A 15965-nucleotide genomic window follows, 5' to 3' on the forward strand; every position below is an offset into this window, starting at 1 on the left:
TCTTAAATTTCTATGGCCGCCTCTGTTTCTTCGACCCAACCGCAGACTTTGAAACGCACCGTACTGGGAGCCCGCCGCGCAAGCAATATCTTTTGGGCCTCGGTACTGACCCTGGGAGGGCTGGGCTTTGCTCTGGCAGGGGCCTCCAGCTACCTAAAAACTAATCTTCTGCCGTTCTCTGACCCCACACAGCTGGTGTTTATTCCCCAGGGCATTGCCATGGGCTTCTATGGCGTGGCCGCCCTGGGCCTGGCGACCTACCTGTGGGTGGTGATTGGCCTGGACGTGGGGGGTGGCTACAACAGCTTTGACAAATCCAGCAACCGCCTGAGCATTGTTCGCAGCGGGTTCTGGGGCGAAAATCGCCGCATCGAAATTGAGCATCCCCTGGAGGATGTCACGGCGGTACGGGTCGCCATCAAAGAAGGGCTGAATCCCAGACGTACGCTTTACTTGCGGATCAAAGGGCGCTCTGACATCCCTCTGACCCGGGTGGGGCAGCCCATCCCGCTGGCTGACCTGGAAAACCAGGGAGCTGAACTGGCGCGGTTTTTACAGGTGCCCCTCGAGGGCCTCTAGGGGCTGTCCATTAGGTGTTCAACTACCTGCTCAACGCTCAAAATCAAGGGTTACAGCCCCTAACCTGTCCTGGGGTGGGGGGCGGGCGTGGCAACGCTTGATATATAGAGCTTTTGGCCACAGTTGATGACACGCCCTAAGCCGCGTGCCTGGGGTGAGAGGTGGCTAAGTTCCCCTCGGCGCTAGCCCCAGTCGCCGATCCCTTGAGATAACATGGGGGGTCGGTTGCACTATTAGGAATTGACGTATTAATGGCTCTTTACCTGCGCCCCTTTACCCTGGCTCTGGCCGCGCTACTGACCCTGTGGCTGGGTGCCTGCGCTAATTCTGCCAATCTGGAAGCGCCCCCCAGCGATGCGGCTCCGGCTCCCGGGGTTTCAGAACTGGCCGCCTCGTCAGCCAATCTGCCGGTGCTCGAGGGGACGGCCACGGTGGAGATGGTGGTCAACGGTAGCCCCATTGTGATGGAGCTAGACGGTACCAATGCCCCGATTACCGCCGGTAACTTTGTCGATTTGGTGAATCGCGGCGTTTACGACGGTCTGGTATTTCATCGGGTAGTGCGCGACCCGCAGCCCTTTGTAGCCCAGGGCGGCGACCCCCAGAGTAACGACCCCAGCGTGCCCGCCCAGCAGCTGGGCACGGGCAGCTTTATTGACCCCGACACCCAGGCCCCTCGCTACGTGCCCCTAGAAATTAAGCCAGCGGGAGCGGCGGAACCGATCTACAGCGAAACCTTTGAGCAGGCCCGCATCAGCGCCGCCCCGGAGCTGCCCCACACTCGCGGGGCGGTGGCGATGGCGCGATCGCAGGCGGTGGACTCGGCCTCGGCCCAGTTCTATATCACCCTGGCGGAGCTGCCCTTTTTGGACGGTAGCTACGCGGTGTTTGGCTACGTCACCAGCGGCATGGAAACTGTAGATGCCATTCAGCAGGGCGATCGGATTGAGTCGGCCCGGGTGATCGAGGGGCTGGAGAATCTCAGGACTGAGTAGCCGCAATGCTGGGGATGGGTGGATAGGTCGATGGGTGGACGGGATAGCGGGCTGGTGCGGTTGCCTTGAGCGCATCCCTGGGTAGCCAAGAGGCAGGCGATCGCCGGGTGGTGGTGACGGGCCTGGGGCTGGTGACGGCTCTGGGAACCGCCGCCGCAACGACCTGGAAACGACTCCTGGCCGGGGAAACGGGGATTCGCCGGTTGCAGCCCTTCCCCGAGCTACCGCCCCGTCCCCTGGCGATGGTGGGAGAGCAGCCCGCAGATTTACTGGATCTGCTGCTGCCGGCGGTGGCGGAAGCCGTTGCCGATGCCGGGCTGACTCTGCCGCTGAGCGACTGTGGGGTGGTGATTGGCTCCAGCCGCAGCTTTCAGAGCCGCTGGGAGTGGATGGCACGGCAGCCCACCGGGGGCGAACGGTCGTGGCTGATGGCGTTGCCCCACATGGGGGCGATCGCTGCCGCCCGTCAGATCCAATCCCTGGGGCCGGTGCTGGCCCCGATGGCCGCCTGCGCCACGGGGCTGATGGCGATCTTTCAGGGCTACGAGCTGGTGCGGCGGGGGCAGTGCGATCGCGTTCTGGTCGGTGCCGCCGAAGCTCCGATCACGCCTCTGACCCTGGCGGGCTTTGAGCAGCTGGGGGCGCTGGCCACCACGGGCTGCTATCCCTTTGCCCCGAGGCGGGAGGGACTGGTGCTGGGGGAAGGGGCGGCGGTACTGGTGCTGGAGTCGGAGGCGGCGTGGCTGGCGCGAGGGGCCCCCCAGCCCTACGGCTGGATTCTTGGCGCTGGGTTTAGCGCCGATGCCTACCACCGCACTGCCCCGGACCCAGCGCTGAAGGGGAGTCGTTTGGCCCTCAAAAACTGTCTTTACTACAGCGGTTTGAGGCCCGAGCAGGTGGGCTATATCCATGCCCACGGCACGGGCACCCGGCTGAATGACGACCACGAGGCGCGGCTGCTTCAGGCGGGCTTTGCCTCGCCGCCGTGGATGAGTTCGACCAAGGGGGCGACCGGGCACACCCTGGGGGCCTCGGGGGCGATCGGCGCGGCGATGGGTCTGCTGGCCCTGCGGCACGGGGTGCTGCCGCCCAACGGGGGCGCTCGCGGCTGCGGCATTTACCCGCAGCTGGTGACTGAGCCGATGGCCTACGAGGCCAAGGTAGCGCTGTGTCTGAGCTTTGGCTTTGGCGGGCAGAACGGGGTGCTGGCGCTGGGCCGGTAGCCAAACAAAGCCCGCTTACTGCCTTAGCAAGCGGGCTTTGGGTACAGAACAGGTTGTAAAAATCATGATTTTGCTAGAGGATTTCGACCGTTTCTGCGTAGGCATCGCCATCAAAGGGCTGAACGCCAATGTTGGGATAGTTGTCGTCGTCGGGGCCAAAGATTCTGCCGACGGGTTCAGCAAAATACTGCACTAACCCTTCAAAAAAGTAGCCAAATACTGAGAGATTCAGACCTTTCATGACTGGCACCTCGCGAATTTAATGATAGTGATAACGGCAAACTGTGCCGATCGCTCTGTACCAATTGCCCTACCAATTGCACGGTGGCGATCGCGGTGTAGCGGGTCAGGGTTTGATGATATTTGGTGTACCCTGATACTTAAATGCTACGGGATTACTCCAGGTCTAACGGTGCAACGGTGACCATTCTTTACAGCGGTTGGCAAGTTGTAATATATGGAATGCACCCTTAACGACTTGGTTATCAGTAAGGAGACTTCTCTGTGAAACGCAGTCACGCGGCGATCGCACTCTTGAGTGGGCTAATCGGCAGCTGGGTGGTGATTCCCAACGTTCAAGCCGCTGCCCCAGCGCCGCCATCCCCAGCCCTCAGCCAGTTTGGCCAGGCCCCAGAACCCATGCCGCCGCTGTGGGTTGCCCAAAACGGCAGCAATGGTCTCAGCGCCGCCCAGCAGGAGCAGGTGGATGAGCTGCTGCGCCAGGGCCAGGCCAGGGTGACGGCCCGGGACTATGCCGGGGCGATCGCGATCTACCAGCAGGCCGCCGCCATCGATCGCCAGAACCCCCGCCTGTTTTCCGGCATTGGCTACCTCCAGGTGCAGCAGGGCAACTACGGCGAGGCCATCACCGCCTACCGCAGCGCGATCGCCCTCGACGGCAGCAACCTGGCCTTTCGCTACGGCCTGGCCCACAGCCAGTATAAAAACGGCCAGTTTGACGACGCCCTGTCCACCTATCGCGACATTCTCGCCATCAACCCCCGCGAGGTGAACGCCCACCTGGGCATTGGCGGCATCCAAATCGAGCGCCGCGACTTCGACGGGGCCCTGGCCACCTACCAGAACCTGTCCCGCGTCGCCCCCGGCAACGCCCAGGTCTACGAGGCGCTGGGTTCCCTCTACATTCAGCAGGAAAACTACGATCAGGCCCTCACCTACCTGAGTCAGGGGCTGCGGGCCAACCCCAACAACGGCGATCTCCACGTCAGCGTGGCCAATCTCTACCTGCTTCAGGGCAACTACGCCGAGGCCACCAAAAACCTGCGCGAGGCCCTGCGGGTGGCCCCGCAAAACGCCAACGCCCAGCACCAGATGGGCTACGTGCTCTACCAGCAGGGCGATCGCGAGGCCGCCTTCGACTTCCTGATGCGGGCGGTGCGTCTCAACCCCGACCTGATTGCGGCCCACGCCCTGCTGGGGGCTCTGCTGCTGGAGCGCGAGCAGTACCTACAGGCGGTGCTCTCCTACCGCCGGGTGGTGGAGGCGTTGCCTGAGGACCCGGCTGCCTTCTACAACCTGGGGCTGGCACTCCATGGGCAGGGGCTAGAGGCCCAGGCCCTCTCTAACCTGGAGCTAGCGGCCATTTTGTACAGCCGCCAGGGCGATACCGAAGGAGCTGCCCGGGCCCGTGAGCTGATGGCCTTTTGGGGTTTTGGGCGATAGGCCATGCCCGAAGGCCCTGAAATTCGCCGGGCGGCCGACAAAATTCAGCGGGCGATCGGCGGTGAGATCGCCGCCGATGTGTTCTTTGCCTTCGACCGACTCAAACCCTACGAGGACGCGTTGGTCGGTCGCACGGTGACGGCGGTTCAGCCCTACGGCAAAGCCCTGGTCACCAGCTTCGACAACGGGCTGGCGGTGTACAGCCACAACCAGCTCTACGGTATCTGGGTGACCTGCAAGCCCAATGCCGTGCCGGCCACCCGCCGCCAGCTGCGCTTTGCGGTGCAGACCTCGCGGCGGTGGGCCCTGCTCTACAGCGCCTCCGATATTGAGGTGCTGAGCGCCGACGCGGTGCTCGCCCACCCCTATATCGCCAGGCTGGGACCCGACACCCTCGATGGCACCCTCACCGCCGCCGAGGTGGAGGACAGAACCCTCAGCCCCCCATTTCGCCGTCGCCAGTTTGCCTCCCTGCTGCTCGACCAGGGCTTTTTGGGCGGCCTGGGCAACTATTTGCGCACCGAAATTTTGTATGTGGCCCGCATTCACCCTGGCCAGCGGCCCCTGGATTGTGCCCCAGAGCAGATCGCCGCCTTTGCGGCGGCCGCCCTGGCCCTGCCCCAGCAGTCCTACCGCCACAGCGGCATTACCAACGACCTGGGGCTGGCCGCCCAGCTCAAAGCCAGCGGCTACCGTCGCCGCGACTACCGCCACTGGGCCTTTGGCCGGGTGGGCAAACCCTGCCACCGCTGCGGCACGGCGATCGCCAAAATTGTGATTGGCGGGCGTCGCTGCTACCTTTGCCCAGTCTGTCAGCCCGTCAGCCGCTTGTAATCGAAAGTCCATCCACCAGCACCGAAGGGGTATAGCAGGAGCCATTCCAGTCGGCGTCGCTGCCCAGTTCGATGTTGTCCTTCAAGGCGGTGTACACATTGCCTGCCACCATCGTGTCCTTGACGCGGCCCACCAGCTCGCCCCGATGAATGCGGTAGCCCAGGTCAATATTCACCGAGAAGTCCCCGGCAATGCCCGCCCCACCCCCCAAAATCTGATCAACCAGAATGCCGTTTTCAACGGTGGCAATCAGCTCCTCCAGCGATTTTGTCCCCGGCTGCACCAGGGTGTTGTAAAGGCTGGGGGTGGGGTAGCTGCCCAGCCCCGGGCGAAAGCCGTTGCCGGTTGATTCGGCCCCCAGGGTGCGGCCCACGGCGCGATCGCTGTAAAACAGTCCCACCACCCCCTGTTCGATAAACACCAGCCGCTGGGTGGGGGTGCCCTCGTCGTCAAAGGGGCAGCTAAATGGACCGGCCTCAGGGTCTTGCAACAGGGTAATGGAGGACGAGGTCATCTGCTCGCCCAGGGCGTTGCTCCAGGGGGACGATCGCTCCAGCACCCGCTTGCCGCTGAGGGCGGACTGTAGCGTGCCCCACAGCATGTCGGCAGCCTTGGCCGTAAAAATTACTGGCAGACGTCCTGTTTCGACCTCAGCCGATTGCTCTGCCCAGGCCAGCCGCTGCAAGACCTGGTCGGTGAGCGCATCGATATCCAGAATATCCCGCTGGGTCTGGCCATCGCTCACGCTCAAAAAGTCATCCCCCCGCACCCAATCGGCGGACAGGTAGGTGCTCAGGGTGGCGTCGCTGTAGCGGCAGTCGAGTCCTCTGCTGTTGAGAATGCGAGTGGTCTCCACATCGCATTCCACGTCGACGCCACAGATCACCTCCGGGTAGGCCCTGCGAATGCGATCGATCATCGCCTGGCCCCAGTCAATCAGCTGCTCCACCGGCACCTCCTGGCCCATGTTGGCATAGACGCGGCTGGTTTCTCCGGCCAGATCGATGGTTTCGGGGTCGTTAAGGGCGCTGATGGCCAGCGCCTTATCAATAATCGCTTCGGGATCAACATTGCCGTAGGCAACAGCCAACCCCGGTCGCCCATTCACCCACAGCCGCAGCGCCGTCCCCAGGGCCGCAGAGCTTTCCAACTGCTTGAGGCGGTTGGCTTCAAAGAAAACCGGGCGCGATCGCGATCGCGATTGCAGCACCTCTGCCGCTTCGGCACCCCGCTGTAGAGCCAGATCGATCAGTTTCTCGGCCAGCAGGTCTTCGGCAGGGGCAGGCACCATAGCAGTCGTTTAACAGGGCTTAACAGAAGTCTTCTTATCTTCCCGGATTGCGGTACCCCTGCAAAGGGCGCTGCCCCTACATCCGACTAAATAGCCGCTAGGTCTGATGGCTTTGGCGTTTTTAGCCTCCAGGGTCGCCTGAAGAGCCGATTCAACGCTAAAATAGCAAAGCCCCTGGAGAGGTGGCAGAGTGGTTGAATGCGGCAGTCTCGAAAACTGTTTGGGGGTAACACCTCACGAGGGTTCGAATCCCTCCCTCTCCGTTGAAATCCAGCTCCCGTAACGATTTGCGGCGTTCCCCTTGCCTCACTCAGCTTATGAAAATTAAGCTGAGTGCAGGTAGTTTGTACTCTTTTTGGGGGAGGAATGGGGGAGATGGGGGGGAGAAGTCTGAACCAGAGTGCGCCTGACCTCAAAGAACGGATCAACCAGGTGAATCAGGGGCTGGAGAAGGTCTCGATTCGCGAGAAGGACCACCGGTTGTACGTGCGGGGGAGACACTTCCCCCCCAAGCCAGGGGATAGCACCGGGGGCCGCTACGAGATCGCTCTTGGGGTTTCAGCCACTCCTGCTGGCCTGAAGGTGGCGATCGCGAAGGCAAAAGACATTGACAATGCACTGCTATGGGAAAAATTCGACTGGGAACCGTTCCTCAAAGGGAACCAAAAGCCCCCTGAAACCGTAGCAGAATGGGTAAATCGTTACGAAGCGCAACACTGGGAGCAAACCCTCCGGAGTCCAACCAAGGAGAATACCTATCACAAGAACTACCGATTGCTGTTCAATCGACTCCCTCAGAACGAACCGCTAACGATTGAGCTGCTGCGATCAACGATTCTGAGCGAGACCCAACCGGGAAGTCGCAGTCGCAAAGGATTTGCCATAGCATTCCGAAGATTGGCTGACTTCGCAGGCTTGGATCCAAGCATACTAAAAGAGCTGAGCAAATTAGGGAAAGGGTACACCTCCAAATCGGTCGAGCCGCGCAGCTTGCCTCGTGATGAGGAAATCGTAGATCTCTGGGAATCGGTAAAGAATCCAGCCTGGCAGTGGGTCATTTCGATCCTTGCGATTTATGGGTTAAGGCCTCACGAGATCTTTAGAATTCGCACAGACAGGATTGATGAGGATCCACCTATTCTTGAGGTGGAAGAGGAAACCAAAACAGGATGGCGGATTGTGTATCCTAGCTACGGCAAGGGGTGGGACATGATGACACCGCACATTGTGAAGTATCCCAATATTGAGACCGAGGGAAAAAACAACAACCAACTGGGCGGCAAAATTTCTCAGGAGTTTCGCGAACTGAAAATTCCCTTTCCTCCCTATAACCTACGCCATGCCTATGCTCAGCGGATGTACAAGCAAGGGTTTAGCGACACCTTCATTGCCCGCTCTATGGGCCACTCTGTCGCCGTGCAACGGTCAATATACCGAGCTTGGTGGGATCAGGACACGTATGATGACGAATATCGTCGGGTGATGGGGCTTCAGAACAAGGCGTAAGCCATATTGGTAGTGCCTACTGAGACGGCCTTAGCTCTCGCAGTTTTTTTTTCGAGTCAGTTTCATCAAGGCGCAAAAGCATTGCCCTAAAGGGATTTCGAATATTTGAATTCAAGACTGCCCAAGAATTGCCCAAGAATGATTTTTCGCATTCAGACGGCTGATGTGGGGAAGTTGCCAGTTGAAGAAGCTGCTGGCTCATCACTGGTAAAGCCTGTGATATGTGTCGCCACAGCGTACGAACAGAGAAATTGCTTACAGAGTCAATCATGATATTTAGCGGCGTAAGATCGCGCTCTGCTACCGTGCCATCAACAGTGGGGGGATTGAAGGATATGGCAGTAATTTCGAATGGAGCTGCCCGAATAGCGATCGCCATTCGGACAGCACAGAAAAATTGGTGACCGAGTTAATCTTTGACAATGCGGCCTTGGTGTTCGTTCAATTGTAGAAACCCTGGACCATTGCCTTCAGCATCAGACTGAGCAATGACATAGAAGAAGCGCGATTCGGTGTTCTTAGCAATGATGAGATAGGGATAGCCATCTTGACTGATGGCAGCTTTGCAAACTTGGCCGCCAACTAGTTGGCTGAGATCTTCTGAGTAGGAAAGCGTCATAGGAGTGATTCTCTAGGTTGTGGATGTCGAAAGTAGGGCAGTTTTAAGCTCTGAGGCTATCGGAGTCAGCTCTGACCGCTGCGGTATCAGCAGAGCCTCCTTATTTTGTGGCTCTGGAGTCTTATTGCCCTCTTATACATAAATTATATCCCATGTATACGCGGGCTATTGGGATAAAAAATGGATTTTAAGGGGGGTTTGATGAGAATTGCTGATCGATATCTGGGAAATCCTACTCATCCCATAAGTGCAGTTGATCGATGGATGCATGGGTGTAATGCCTCGTATACTTGGGATGATTCTGTCTTTCTAGCAGCAGTAGCAGTGGAGTATTTCCGGTGATGAGTGATGAGGCTGCCCGCAGAGACTATTTGACCCGCTTCCAGCAGCAGGGGGAAGTAGCGATGGCGGAGCGCCCTCTCTGTGTGCGGTTGCCGGAAGATATTGACGGGCTGATGAGGGAGAAGGAGAACCGCACGGCCTGGCTGCGGGATGCGATCATGGAAAAGCTCTGGCGAGAGGGGCATCTGCCGAAACGATATCAGAGCTTGATGGAACAGGCATTGGATTAAGGGGAGGCAGTTGATGTCAGCACAGCCCTTAGGCAAGTATCTGACGTTAGAGGAATTTTGCACCTGCACACAGACCTACCAGCGGTTCGCTGACCAGATTGACCCGTTTCCTAAAAACTTGGAAGAAACATTGCCCGCCCTAGAGGCGCTGTGTCAGTACATTGTTGACCCGGTGATTGATAGGTTTGGGCGCGATTCTCCTTCTGCTGAGGCAGACGCTTCGCGAACGGAGAGGCTGCACCAACGCTTCCAGCTCACCTACGGCTTTTGCTCTGCGGATTTGAAGCGATGGCTGGCGAAAAAAGACCCGGTGACGGGCAAGAAGTACGGTATAGCTACTCCCAGCCTGGATCAGCACATGGCCCATGAGGTAAATCGGAACGGGCGGTACTACTGCGATCGCCTCGGTGCAGCCTGTGACTTTCGTATCCTTGACCTACCCAGCGATGTGCTGGTGGATTGGATTATGGCCCAAGGTCTGCCGTTTGACTCGCTGTATTTTTATGGATGCGATCGTCCTATCCACATCAGCTATGGCCCTCAACATAAGCGGGACATTTGGGGTTTTACGGCAAAAGGCACTCCAACGCGAAGAGGAACTGAGAGGTGGCTAATGCACATACGGGCTTCAAAAGTATTTTGACAGGTGTATGGGCATCATTTCTCGGGTTGGGCAAAGTGTCAGGTAGTGCTTTCAGACCCGCGCCAGAGGCAGGCAGTGAGTTTTCTGCCCTGCTTCAGCTCTTCTGCGGGGGTAGTGAGCAGGGGCCAGCGCAGTGCTTTGTAAAGTTCTAGCCGATAGAGATCAAAGGCAGACTCTAGCAGGGCGGCATGGACGGTAGCCGCATCTAAAATCCAGCGTTGGTAGGCGGTCCTTCTTCCACTTCCCCGCTGAGTACTGGGCGCATATTTGTACCACCAATCCGATTGAATCGACGTTTGCCACCGTGCGACTCAGAACCGGCAAAACCCGAGGTTGTGTCTCCAAGGACACCATCCTGGCACTGGTGTTCAAGTTGGTCGAAAGCCATCAGAAGAGCTGCTCAGAATTCGAGGCTTCAAACACCTCGCCGATGTGATTGAAAGAGTCCCGTTCAAAGATATATACCGAGTAGATGACACAACCGATGTGACCCAGATGCAGGACGCCACCTAGGGCAGTGAGTGGGGCGATCGAAACACTGGACCAGTTGCATTAGGAGTCTACCCACACAATACTGAAGTTTTTAGAAGGAAAGATGGACGCCGCTGAGGTGACGGTTGGGGGAAACCGTGGAAACTTACTTGATAAAAGTATTCACCAAAGGGCCATAGGTTTCAATCAGACGATTTCGCAGCATATCAACATTAGGAATCATCCTTTTTTGCCGAGATAGTGCCAAATTAGCATAGGTTGGCATGACCGCTCCATGTCTAGTCGTTCGTGGAGCTGAGATGTTTACATCCCAGTGGGGAAAGCCGTTTGGAGGAACAACAAAAGATCCCCCTGGATAAGGACAGTCTGTTCTATTTACACAAACTAAATAAACACGATTATCTTCAGCTTTAGGAACAGCTAGTAATTCCCTTTCTGAAGGTTGTACCCAAGCGCTGCACCAAACAACAATATCGGCTCCATTTAATGCAAGAATACGTGTGCTTTCAGGATAAAGGCCATCATCACCCAAAATGATGCCAATGCGGCCAAATGGAGTCTCAAAGACCGGCAGCTCATCACCCGCCTTAGCCCAGGCCTGCATAGATGGGCTTAGATGAGTTTGTCGATAGCGACCGATTACATGGCCATCTGGGCCAATCAAAGTTGCTGAAGAAGAAAGGATATCGCCTATTTTCTCAATAACGGGAAGAACGATCGCACAACCATAATCTCTCGCGATTTCTCCAGCACGGTTGATATGAACCTCTGCATCCTTAGCCGCATCTTCTGCTTCTTGGTGGTTAAGATTCCACATTGGGGAACTAAAGTGTAACGGTAAGGCCAAAAGCTTAACTCCCAACTTAGCTGTATGGCTAACCATCTCGAAAGCAGCATCCAGACTGTTAGGATCATCAGTCCTATGACATTGAACAGCTGCTACTTTAGTCGTTTCCTCTTCAGGAATGAGTGGCTGCTTGAGGAAGGCCGCGACTGGGGTTTCCTCAAAAGGAGTCAGCAGTCTTTGATAAATATCGGGACGGCGATTGCCTAACTTAGTTTTAAGTTCTTCTGAGAAAGCAATATCAGCGGATACAACACCATGGGTATCGTAGGGGATCTTCGCGGCTACCTGACCAGTAGGAGCCACAATCATACTGCCACCAGGATAGTAGATGCTGCGTTCTACCCCAGCTTTAGTGGCTGCAATAATCCAAGATTCATTTTCAAAAGCTCGTGCTGGCACCCACATCTCTGCTTGATCCATCGCAAAGAAGTTTGCCATATCTAAAATGATGTCGGTTCCCTGCAATGCCAGACATCTAGCAATCTCAGGTATGCGACCATCAAAACAAATGAGCAAACCAATGCGGCCCAACTCTGTATCAACAACAGGAGAACCTTTAACCCCGCATTCAAACCAGTTTTGGTCGTGGGTAGCCAAAAACTGTTTTTGGTAGTGAAGGATTAACTTGCCTGTCTTGTCTAGGAGCAATCCACTGTTAAAGATTTTTTCATTAACTTCGTCTTTCTCAGTAAAGCCACTAGCTATAAACAAGCCATGCTTGCGGCAAAGGTCAGCCATTGCCTCGACATATTTCCCAGTAATTGTCTCGGCTAGCTCAGAGCAGTGCTGCTGAGAATCGAATAAGTATCCTGTATTCATGCACTCAGGGAAGACAACCAGTTCAGCACCCTGCCGAGTTGCTTCCTGAGCGTATTTATCCAGAAGATTGATATTGAAATCCAGATTTCCCAGAGCAGCTAAGGTTTGCACAACAGCTGCTCTAAACTTTCGTCTTGCCATTTTTAGGTGACCTTATGATATCTATGCTAGTTCTTCCTTGCCAAGCATCATCTTTTGAGCGCTCATTTCTTGATTAAGCACACCTTCAGACAAGAACACATCGATAAACTTCTGATAGGACGTTACGTCTTCAGCGTCTAAATCGTTAAATCCTCTTAGACGAGGCTGGGCAACATACTCTGCTTGGTCTGGTTCTAAAGCCGTGTACTTAGAAATGATAGGACGATACTTATCAAAGTTCTCATTTGCCATCTTCGTAGCTTCATCAATAATCTGAACTACTTTTTTGGCTGTTTCAGGGCGGTCAGTAATAAACTTTGATGTCAGAACTGCTGCCCCTGAGTAGAATGGGTCAGAGATAAATTCAGAAACGGGGTTTACCATCGCAATTTTAGCCTGCTTTGTGGCTTCTGCAATTGACCCTACAGGTTCAAGCGAAAGAGTAGCATCTACAGCCCCCGATACAACGGATGGTAGGTGTAATCCTACGGCCATTTGCTCAATAGTTACGTTGGTACCTGGTTCTAGTCCATTCTGCTTCAATAGATGCTTGAGGATAGTTTCCCACTGAACCCCTGGGATAGTTCCTACTTTTTTACCTTCAAGATCTTTGAGTGACTGAATAGAAGAGTCAGGCTTGACGATTAACCCATCATTTGTGAATCCGCTCTTAATACCGCCCCCTTGAAGCCCGAAGACTCTGAACGTTCCGGGTGCTTTAGCTTCAGCTAAGACTGTAATTCCAGCTGCGGCTCCAGGCGGGCCAAAATCAGCACGACCAGATACTAGAGAATCAATGATCTGGTTTGGATTCTCAAATTTGGCAGACTCAACTTCAATGTCAGCTTGCTCAAATAGTCCCTCTTCTAAGGCTACATAGTATGCAGTTGTCTGCATAATTGGCAACCAAGAAGCAACCACCTTCTCTTTCTTAACGATTACCTGAGGGGAACCCTGACTAGAATTTCCTTGGGTGCCATTATTGCAAGCAGCCAAAGCACCTGTTCCTAATGCGAGGGCACCATACTTAACAAATTTGCGGCGATTCAGGTCAGTCATGATAATTATCTTCCTTTCCAATGAACAAATTTATCCTCAATGATCAGAAAAATCTGGTTTAAGGCATATCCCATAACCCCTGTAGCGATAATAGAGGCATACATTTGGGGCATATCAAAAACTTGTTGTGAGTCAATAATGCGCTGTCCCATGCCGTGAGTAGAGCCAATGAACATCTCGGCAACAATAATAACAACAAGAGTTAGTGAAATTGATGTTCTTAGTCCTATAAATGTTTGAGGTAAAGTTTCAAGAAACGTAACGTCAACAAAAATCCTCCAAGAAGGAACTCCCATTGCTTTTGCTGCCATAACACGAGTTTTTTTCGTGTTCATAACACCATAAGCTACGTTGAAAAATACGATTAAAGCTCCTGCAAAAGCTGCAACGGCAATTTTAGAAAAGTCTCCGATACCAAAGACAACCAAAAACAGGGGAAACATTGCCGTTGCTGGAGTAGAGCGGAAGAAGTCTATCAGAAATTCAAAGGAGCGATATACCTTCTGGTTTGATCCTAATAGAATGCCAATAGGGACTCCCACAACTACAGCAATCACGAAGGCGTAGAGGCTTCGATAAAGTGTAAGCCAGAAGTCTCTAATTAGATCTCCACTGAATAGGCTAATAAAGAGCGAGTTGAAAGTTTCTAAAGGAGTTGGCAGAAGTACAGGATTTATTAATTCTAGGGATGCTACTACCCACCAAATGGCAATGACTATTAGAGTGCCAACATTAGCAATTAGGAAAGATGCTAGAGCCTTACTATTCATCTTAGGCATCACCTACTCACCTCCCTCCTAAAAATATCTAGGCTATAAGCTTTGGTGTCAATGAATCGAGGGTCGGAAAGCGTATTTGCGGTACGCGGATGGCTGATATCAAATGAAATTATCTCAGCTATATGGGTGGGTCTTTTGGTTAGGAGGACAACATTGTTAGAGAGATAAATGGCTTCCTCTAGGTTATGTGAAATCATTACCATAGTGACACCAGAGGATATGAATACCTCTTGCAACTTTTCAATGATGGATAACGTAGCTTCGTAGTCTAAAGCTGAAAACGGCTCGTCAAGGAATAAGACCTCTGGGCCTGTCGCTAGTGCCCTCATAATTGAAACAAGCTGCTGCTGCCCCCCAGATAATTCATAGGGATAGCGTTTAAGGTCAAACTTTACCCCGAATTTATGTACTAACTCCTCTAGCTTTAATTTGCGCTGTACTTTTGATAAGCCTGCCCTAGATAATGGATAAGTGATATTGTCACTTGCTCTCAACCAAGGAAAAAGAGCATCCCTATAGTTCTGAAATACATATCCTATTTTTGTTTCTGCAAGCGGCTTTCCGTCAAAATAGACTTCCCCACTATCAAATGGGATAAGCCCAGAGATCATGCTAAGAAGCGTTGATTTTCCACAACCATTAGGACCAAAAATTGATGTGAACTGGCCCCCAGGTATACTCAGGCTGAAGTTTTGGTAAAGAATTTCTTTATGAAATTTTTTGGTTAAATTTCTTACTTCAATGCCTGTGGAAAGTGATGTTTCTCCCTGCTGATTTTCCGAAGCGCCTACTAAATCTAAATGCATGTTCAGAAAAGACAGAACAACTTAGTGAAAACAATTCTTTTTTTTGTATCTTTGTGCAAGTTATCAGTCACCCTACGTCAGTATTGTTGTCTCAGATACATTTTCTCTGCTTCTTTCCCTGACTGAAAGCTCTTGAACTGTTTTGGGGATACCCAAGAACAGTGGCCGATCACAGTGTTTATGGCTCTCACCGACCCCGAAAGCATTCTCTCTAAGTCCAGCGAGAGGAAAAAGTACCTCTTTCACATTCTCAAAACCAAGCTGCTCGAGGTTTTTATCATCTGGTACACATTAGCGATTTGGCTTGAAACTAGCAAAACTAAAATTTGAGGCCATTAAGGGCTTCTACAGACTCTGGCGTTAATGTTGATGTTCTGCTTCCTTTTCTGCGACTAACTCGTGCATTTTTTGGTCGATCGCCTCAGTGTCCAGTAAGCCTTTGTCCGCTAGCAGTTTTTCACAGGCCATGACCCACTGTTCGTAATAGGGTATGGAGTCAGAGGCATCGTTTTCGGTGGCGGCGATCACGGATGAGAGATACTGGGTCCATTCCGGCCAGGTACAGTGCTCAAGCGTAGCCAACTGATTCACAATGGCGAAGGCCTTGGCTTCCCAAGGCGCATTAAACACGCGTTCCTGATCGGTATTGGACATGCCGGAGCCGGATTGAACGGGCGGTGGATCTTGAGGATATTGCATAGGATTCAGGTCGCATCTAAGTGGTCGTCAAACAGGTCGATATAGAGGCAATCTCTGGGGGAGGCATCTGGCCCCCAGAGCTCCTGAGCGGCAAAGCGTACGCTGTATACGTACTGCGGTTTTGTTGCCAAACGCTGCCCCACCTTGTCCGGAAAGACGTAGACCCCATTCACCTTGGCGATGGTGCCCATCTTTCCTCGTACATAGCGAGGCAGGCGAGTGTAGGTGATAGGGTGCATGACTTTTGCTCGAACCCTGTCCCCGGCTTGAAATCGAGGCGGATCGTCACTGACGCCACGGCAGTCAACGCCATTCTGGAGTAAATACTGAGCCTGGGCGACTGTCATGCACTCATTGCTGGTTTCGATGGCCATCGTG

18 protein-coding genes, 1 tRNA gene and 1 pseudogene are annotated in these 15965 nt (G+C 54.0%); 10 read left to right on the forward strand and 10 right to left on the reverse strand.

Annotation, left to right across the window (positions count from 1 at the left end; genetic code table 11):
- Positions 1-12: 12 nt before the first annotated feature.
- The 3 genes from NF78_RS21010 to NF78_RS21020 all read left to right on the forward strand — a co-directional run bounded on the left by NF78_RS21010 (position 13) and on the right by NF78_RS21020 (position 2797).
- Complete coding sequence (locus NF78_RS21010; protein WP_035991432.1) at positions 13-579, forward strand: photosystem I assembly protein Ycf4; 567 nt, start codon at positions 13-15, stop codon at positions 577-579.
- A gap of 251 nt (positions 580-830) precedes the next feature.
- Positions 831-1574 carry a peptidylprolyl isomerase gene (locus NF78_RS21015; RefSeq protein ID WP_035991433.1) on the forward strand — a complete coding sequence of 248 codons (744 nt, stop codon included), beginning with the start codon at positions 831-833 and terminating at the stop codon, positions 1572-1574.
- Between the two features lie 65 nt (positions 1575-1639).
- Positions 1640-2797 carry a beta-ketoacyl-ACP synthase gene (locus NF78_RS21020; protein WP_225885391.1) on the forward strand — a complete coding sequence of 386 codons (1158 nt, stop codon included), beginning with the start codon at positions 1640-1642 and terminating at the stop codon, positions 2795-2797.
- A 73-nt stretch (positions 2798-2870) separates the two neighbouring features.
- Here NF78_RS21020 and NF78_RS31410 read toward each other — a convergent pair whose 3' ends face one another.
- Entirely contained in the window at positions 2871-3038 is a 168-nt protein-coding gene (locus NF78_RS31410) for an isochorismate synthase (RefSeq protein ID WP_156119906.1), read from the reverse strand.
- Between the two features lie 263 nt (positions 3039-3301).
- Here NF78_RS31410 and NF78_RS21030 point away from each other — a divergent pair, with 263 nt between their 5' ends.
- Positions 3302-4480, forward strand: a complete 1179-nt coding sequence (locus NF78_RS21030) for a tetratricopeptide repeat protein (RefSeq protein ID WP_035991434.1) — start codon at positions 3302-3304, stop codon at positions 4478-4480.
- Between the two features lie 3 nt (positions 4481-4483).
- Positions 4484-5314 carry an endonuclease VIII gene (nei, locus tag NF78_RS21035; RefSeq protein ID WP_035991435.1) on the forward strand — a complete coding sequence of 277 codons (831 nt, stop codon included), beginning with the start codon at positions 4484-4486 and terminating at the stop codon, positions 5312-5314.
- On the opposite strand, the gene NF78_RS21040 is transcribed toward nei, so the two are convergent.
- Complete coding sequence (locus NF78_RS21040) at positions 5301-6605, reverse strand: TldD/PmbA family protein (RefSeq protein WP_035991436.1); 1305 nt, start codon at positions 6603-6605, stop codon at positions 5301-5303. The two genes, nei and NF78_RS21040, sit on opposite strands and share 14 nt — an antisense overlap.
- Before the next feature lie 176 nt (positions 6606-6781).
- On the opposite strand from NF78_RS21040, the gene NF78_RS21045 reads away from it, so the two are divergent.
- Positions 6782-6868, forward strand: a tRNA-Ser gene (locus tag NF78_RS21045).
- Positions 6869-6980: 112 nt separating this feature from the next.
- Complete coding sequence (locus tag NF78_RS21050; RefSeq protein ID WP_197064934.1) at positions 6981-8111, forward strand: hypothetical protein; 1131 nt, start codon at positions 6981-6983, stop codon at positions 8109-8111.
- Positions 8112-8127: 16 nt separating this feature from the next.
- Here NF78_RS21050 and NF78_RS31415 read toward each other — a convergent pair whose 3' ends face one another.
- Positions 8128-8490 carry a hypothetical protein gene (locus tag NF78_RS31415; RefSeq protein ID WP_156119907.1) on the reverse strand — a complete coding sequence of 121 codons (363 nt, stop codon included), beginning with the start codon at positions 8488-8490 and terminating at the stop codon, positions 8128-8130.
- Between the two features lie 30 nt (positions 8491-8520).
- Positions 8521-8730, reverse strand: coding sequence for a hypothetical protein (locus NF78_RS21055; protein WP_035991438.1), 210 nt, complete (start codon positions 8728-8730; stop codon positions 8521-8523).
- A 338-nt stretch (positions 8731-9068) separates the two neighbouring features.
- On the opposite strand from NF78_RS21055, the gene NF78_RS21060 reads away from it, so the two are divergent.
- The 3 genes and pseudogenes from NF78_RS21060 to NF78_RS29870 all read left to right on the forward strand — a co-directional run.
- A complete protein-coding gene (locus tag NF78_RS21060) occupies positions 9069-9302 on the forward strand; it encodes a hypothetical protein (RefSeq protein WP_318655496.1) in 234 nt (77 codons plus the stop codon).
- A gap of 13 nt (positions 9303-9315) precedes the next feature.
- On the forward strand, positions 9316-9945 hold the full coding sequence (locus NF78_RS21065; RefSeq protein WP_035991439.1) for a hypothetical protein: 630 nt from the start codon (positions 9316-9318) through the stop codon (positions 9943-9945).
- A 229-nt stretch (positions 9946-10174) separates the two neighbouring features.
- Positions 10175-10458: pseudogene (locus NF78_RS29870) on the forward strand (IS256 family transposase); the annotation flags it as partial.
- Positions 10459-10582: 124 nt separating this feature from the next.
- On the opposite strand, the gene NF78_RS21070 reads toward NF78_RS29870, so the two are convergent.
- The 6 genes from NF78_RS21070 to NF78_RS33075 all read right to left on the reverse strand — a co-directional run bounded on the left by NF78_RS21070 (position 10583) and on the right by NF78_RS33075 (position 15961).
- Positions 10583-12244, reverse strand: coding sequence for a carbon-nitrogen hydrolase family protein (locus NF78_RS21070; RefSeq protein ID WP_035991440.1), 1662 nt, complete (start codon positions 12242-12244; stop codon positions 10583-10585).
- A 21-nt stretch (positions 12245-12265) separates the two neighbouring features.
- Entirely contained in the window at positions 12266-13303 is a 1038-nt protein-coding gene (locus NF78_RS21075; protein WP_035993543.1) for an ABC transporter substrate-binding protein, read from the reverse strand.
- Between the two features lie 5 nt (positions 13304-13308).
- Positions 13309-14082 carry an ABC transporter permease gene (locus NF78_RS21080; protein ID WP_035991441.1) on the reverse strand — a complete coding sequence of 258 codons (774 nt, stop codon included), beginning with the start codon at positions 14080-14082 and terminating at the stop codon, positions 13309-13311.
- Entirely contained in the window at positions 14082-14888 is an 807-nt protein-coding gene (locus NF78_RS21085; RefSeq protein ID WP_035991442.1) for an ABC transporter ATP-binding protein, read from the reverse strand. The genes NF78_RS21080 and NF78_RS21085 overlap by 1 nt, the downstream gene beginning before the upstream one ends.
- Before the next feature lie 360 nt (positions 14889-15248).
- The gene (locus NF78_RS28485; RefSeq protein WP_052050802.1) at positions 15249-15587 is read right to left on the reverse strand and encodes a nitrile hydratase accessory protein; all 339 of its coding nucleotides are present in this window, start codon (positions 15585-15587) and stop codon (positions 15249-15251) included.
- Positions 15588-15592: 5 nt separating this feature from the next.
- Positions 15593-15961, reverse strand: coding sequence for an SH3-like domain-containing protein (locus tag NF78_RS33075; protein WP_052050803.1), 369 nt, complete (start codon positions 15959-15961; stop codon positions 15593-15595).
- Positions 15962-15965 lie beyond the last annotated feature (4 nt).

It is taken from the genome of Leptolyngbya sp. KIOST-1 (assembly GCF_000763385.1).
Taxonomy (GTDB): Bacteria; Cyanobacteriota; Cyanobacteriia; order Phormidesmidales; family Phormidesmidaceae; genus Nodosilinea.

Excerpts from the sequence above, each read along its gene's own strand:
- NF78_RS21010 (WP_035991432.1), top strand. The coding sequence starts at position 13 with ATGGCCGCCTCTGTTTCTTCGACCCAACCGCAGACTTTGAAACGCACC.
- NF78_RS21015 (WP_035991433.1), top strand. The coding sequence starts at position 831 with ATGGCTCTTTACCTGCGCCCCTTTACCCTGGCTCTGGCCGCGCTACTG.
- NF78_RS31410 (WP_156119906.1), bottom strand. The coding sequence starts at position 3,038 with ATGAAAGGTCTGAATCTCTCAGTATTTGGCTACTTTTTTGAAGGGTTA.
- nei (WP_035991435.1), top strand. The coding sequence starts at position 4,484 with ATGCCCGAAGGCCCTGAAATTCGCCGGGCGGCCGACAAAATTCAGCGG.
- NF78_RS21040 (WP_035991436.1), bottom strand. The coding sequence starts at position 6,605 with ATGGTGCCTGCCCCTGCCGAAGACCTGCTGGCCGAGAAACTGATCGAT.
- NF78_RS21050 (WP_197064934.1), top strand. The coding sequence starts at position 6,981 with ATGGGGGGGAGAAGTCTGAACCAGAGTGCGCCTGACCTCAAAGAACGG.
- NF78_RS31415 (WP_156119907.1), bottom strand. The coding sequence starts at position 8,490 with ATGGCGATCGCTATTCGGGCAGCTCCATTCGAAATTACTGCCATATCC.
- NF78_RS21055 (WP_035991438.1), bottom strand. The coding sequence starts at position 8,730 with ATGACGCTTTCCTACTCAGAAGATCTCAGCCAACTAGTTGGCGGCCAA.
- NF78_RS21065 (WP_035991439.1), top strand. The coding sequence starts at position 9,316 with ATGTCAGCACAGCCCTTAGGCAAGTATCTGACGTTAGAGGAATTTTGC.
- NF78_RS21070 (WP_035991440.1), bottom strand. The coding sequence starts at position 12,244 with ATGGCAAGACGAAAGTTTAGAGCAGCTGTTGTGCAAACCTTAGCTGCT.
- NF78_RS21075 (WP_035993543.1), bottom strand. The coding sequence starts at position 13,303 with ATGACTGACCTGAATCGCCGCAAATTTGTTAAGTATGGTGCCCTCGCA.
- NF78_RS21080 (WP_035991441.1), bottom strand. The coding sequence starts at position 14,082 with ATGCCTAAGATGAATAGTAAGGCTCTAGCATCTTTCCTAATTGCTAAT.
- NF78_RS21085 (WP_035991442.1), bottom strand. The coding sequence starts at position 14,888 with ATGCATTTAGATTTAGTAGGCGCTTCGGAAAATCAGCAGGGAGAAACA.
- NF78_RS28485 (WP_052050802.1), bottom strand. The coding sequence starts at position 15,587 with ATGCAATATCCTCAAGATCCACCGCCCGTTCAATCCGGCTCCGGCATG.
- NF78_RS33075 (WP_052050803.1), bottom strand. The coding sequence starts at position 15,961 with ATGGCCATCGAAACCAGCAATGAGTGCATGACAGTCGCCCAGGCTCAG.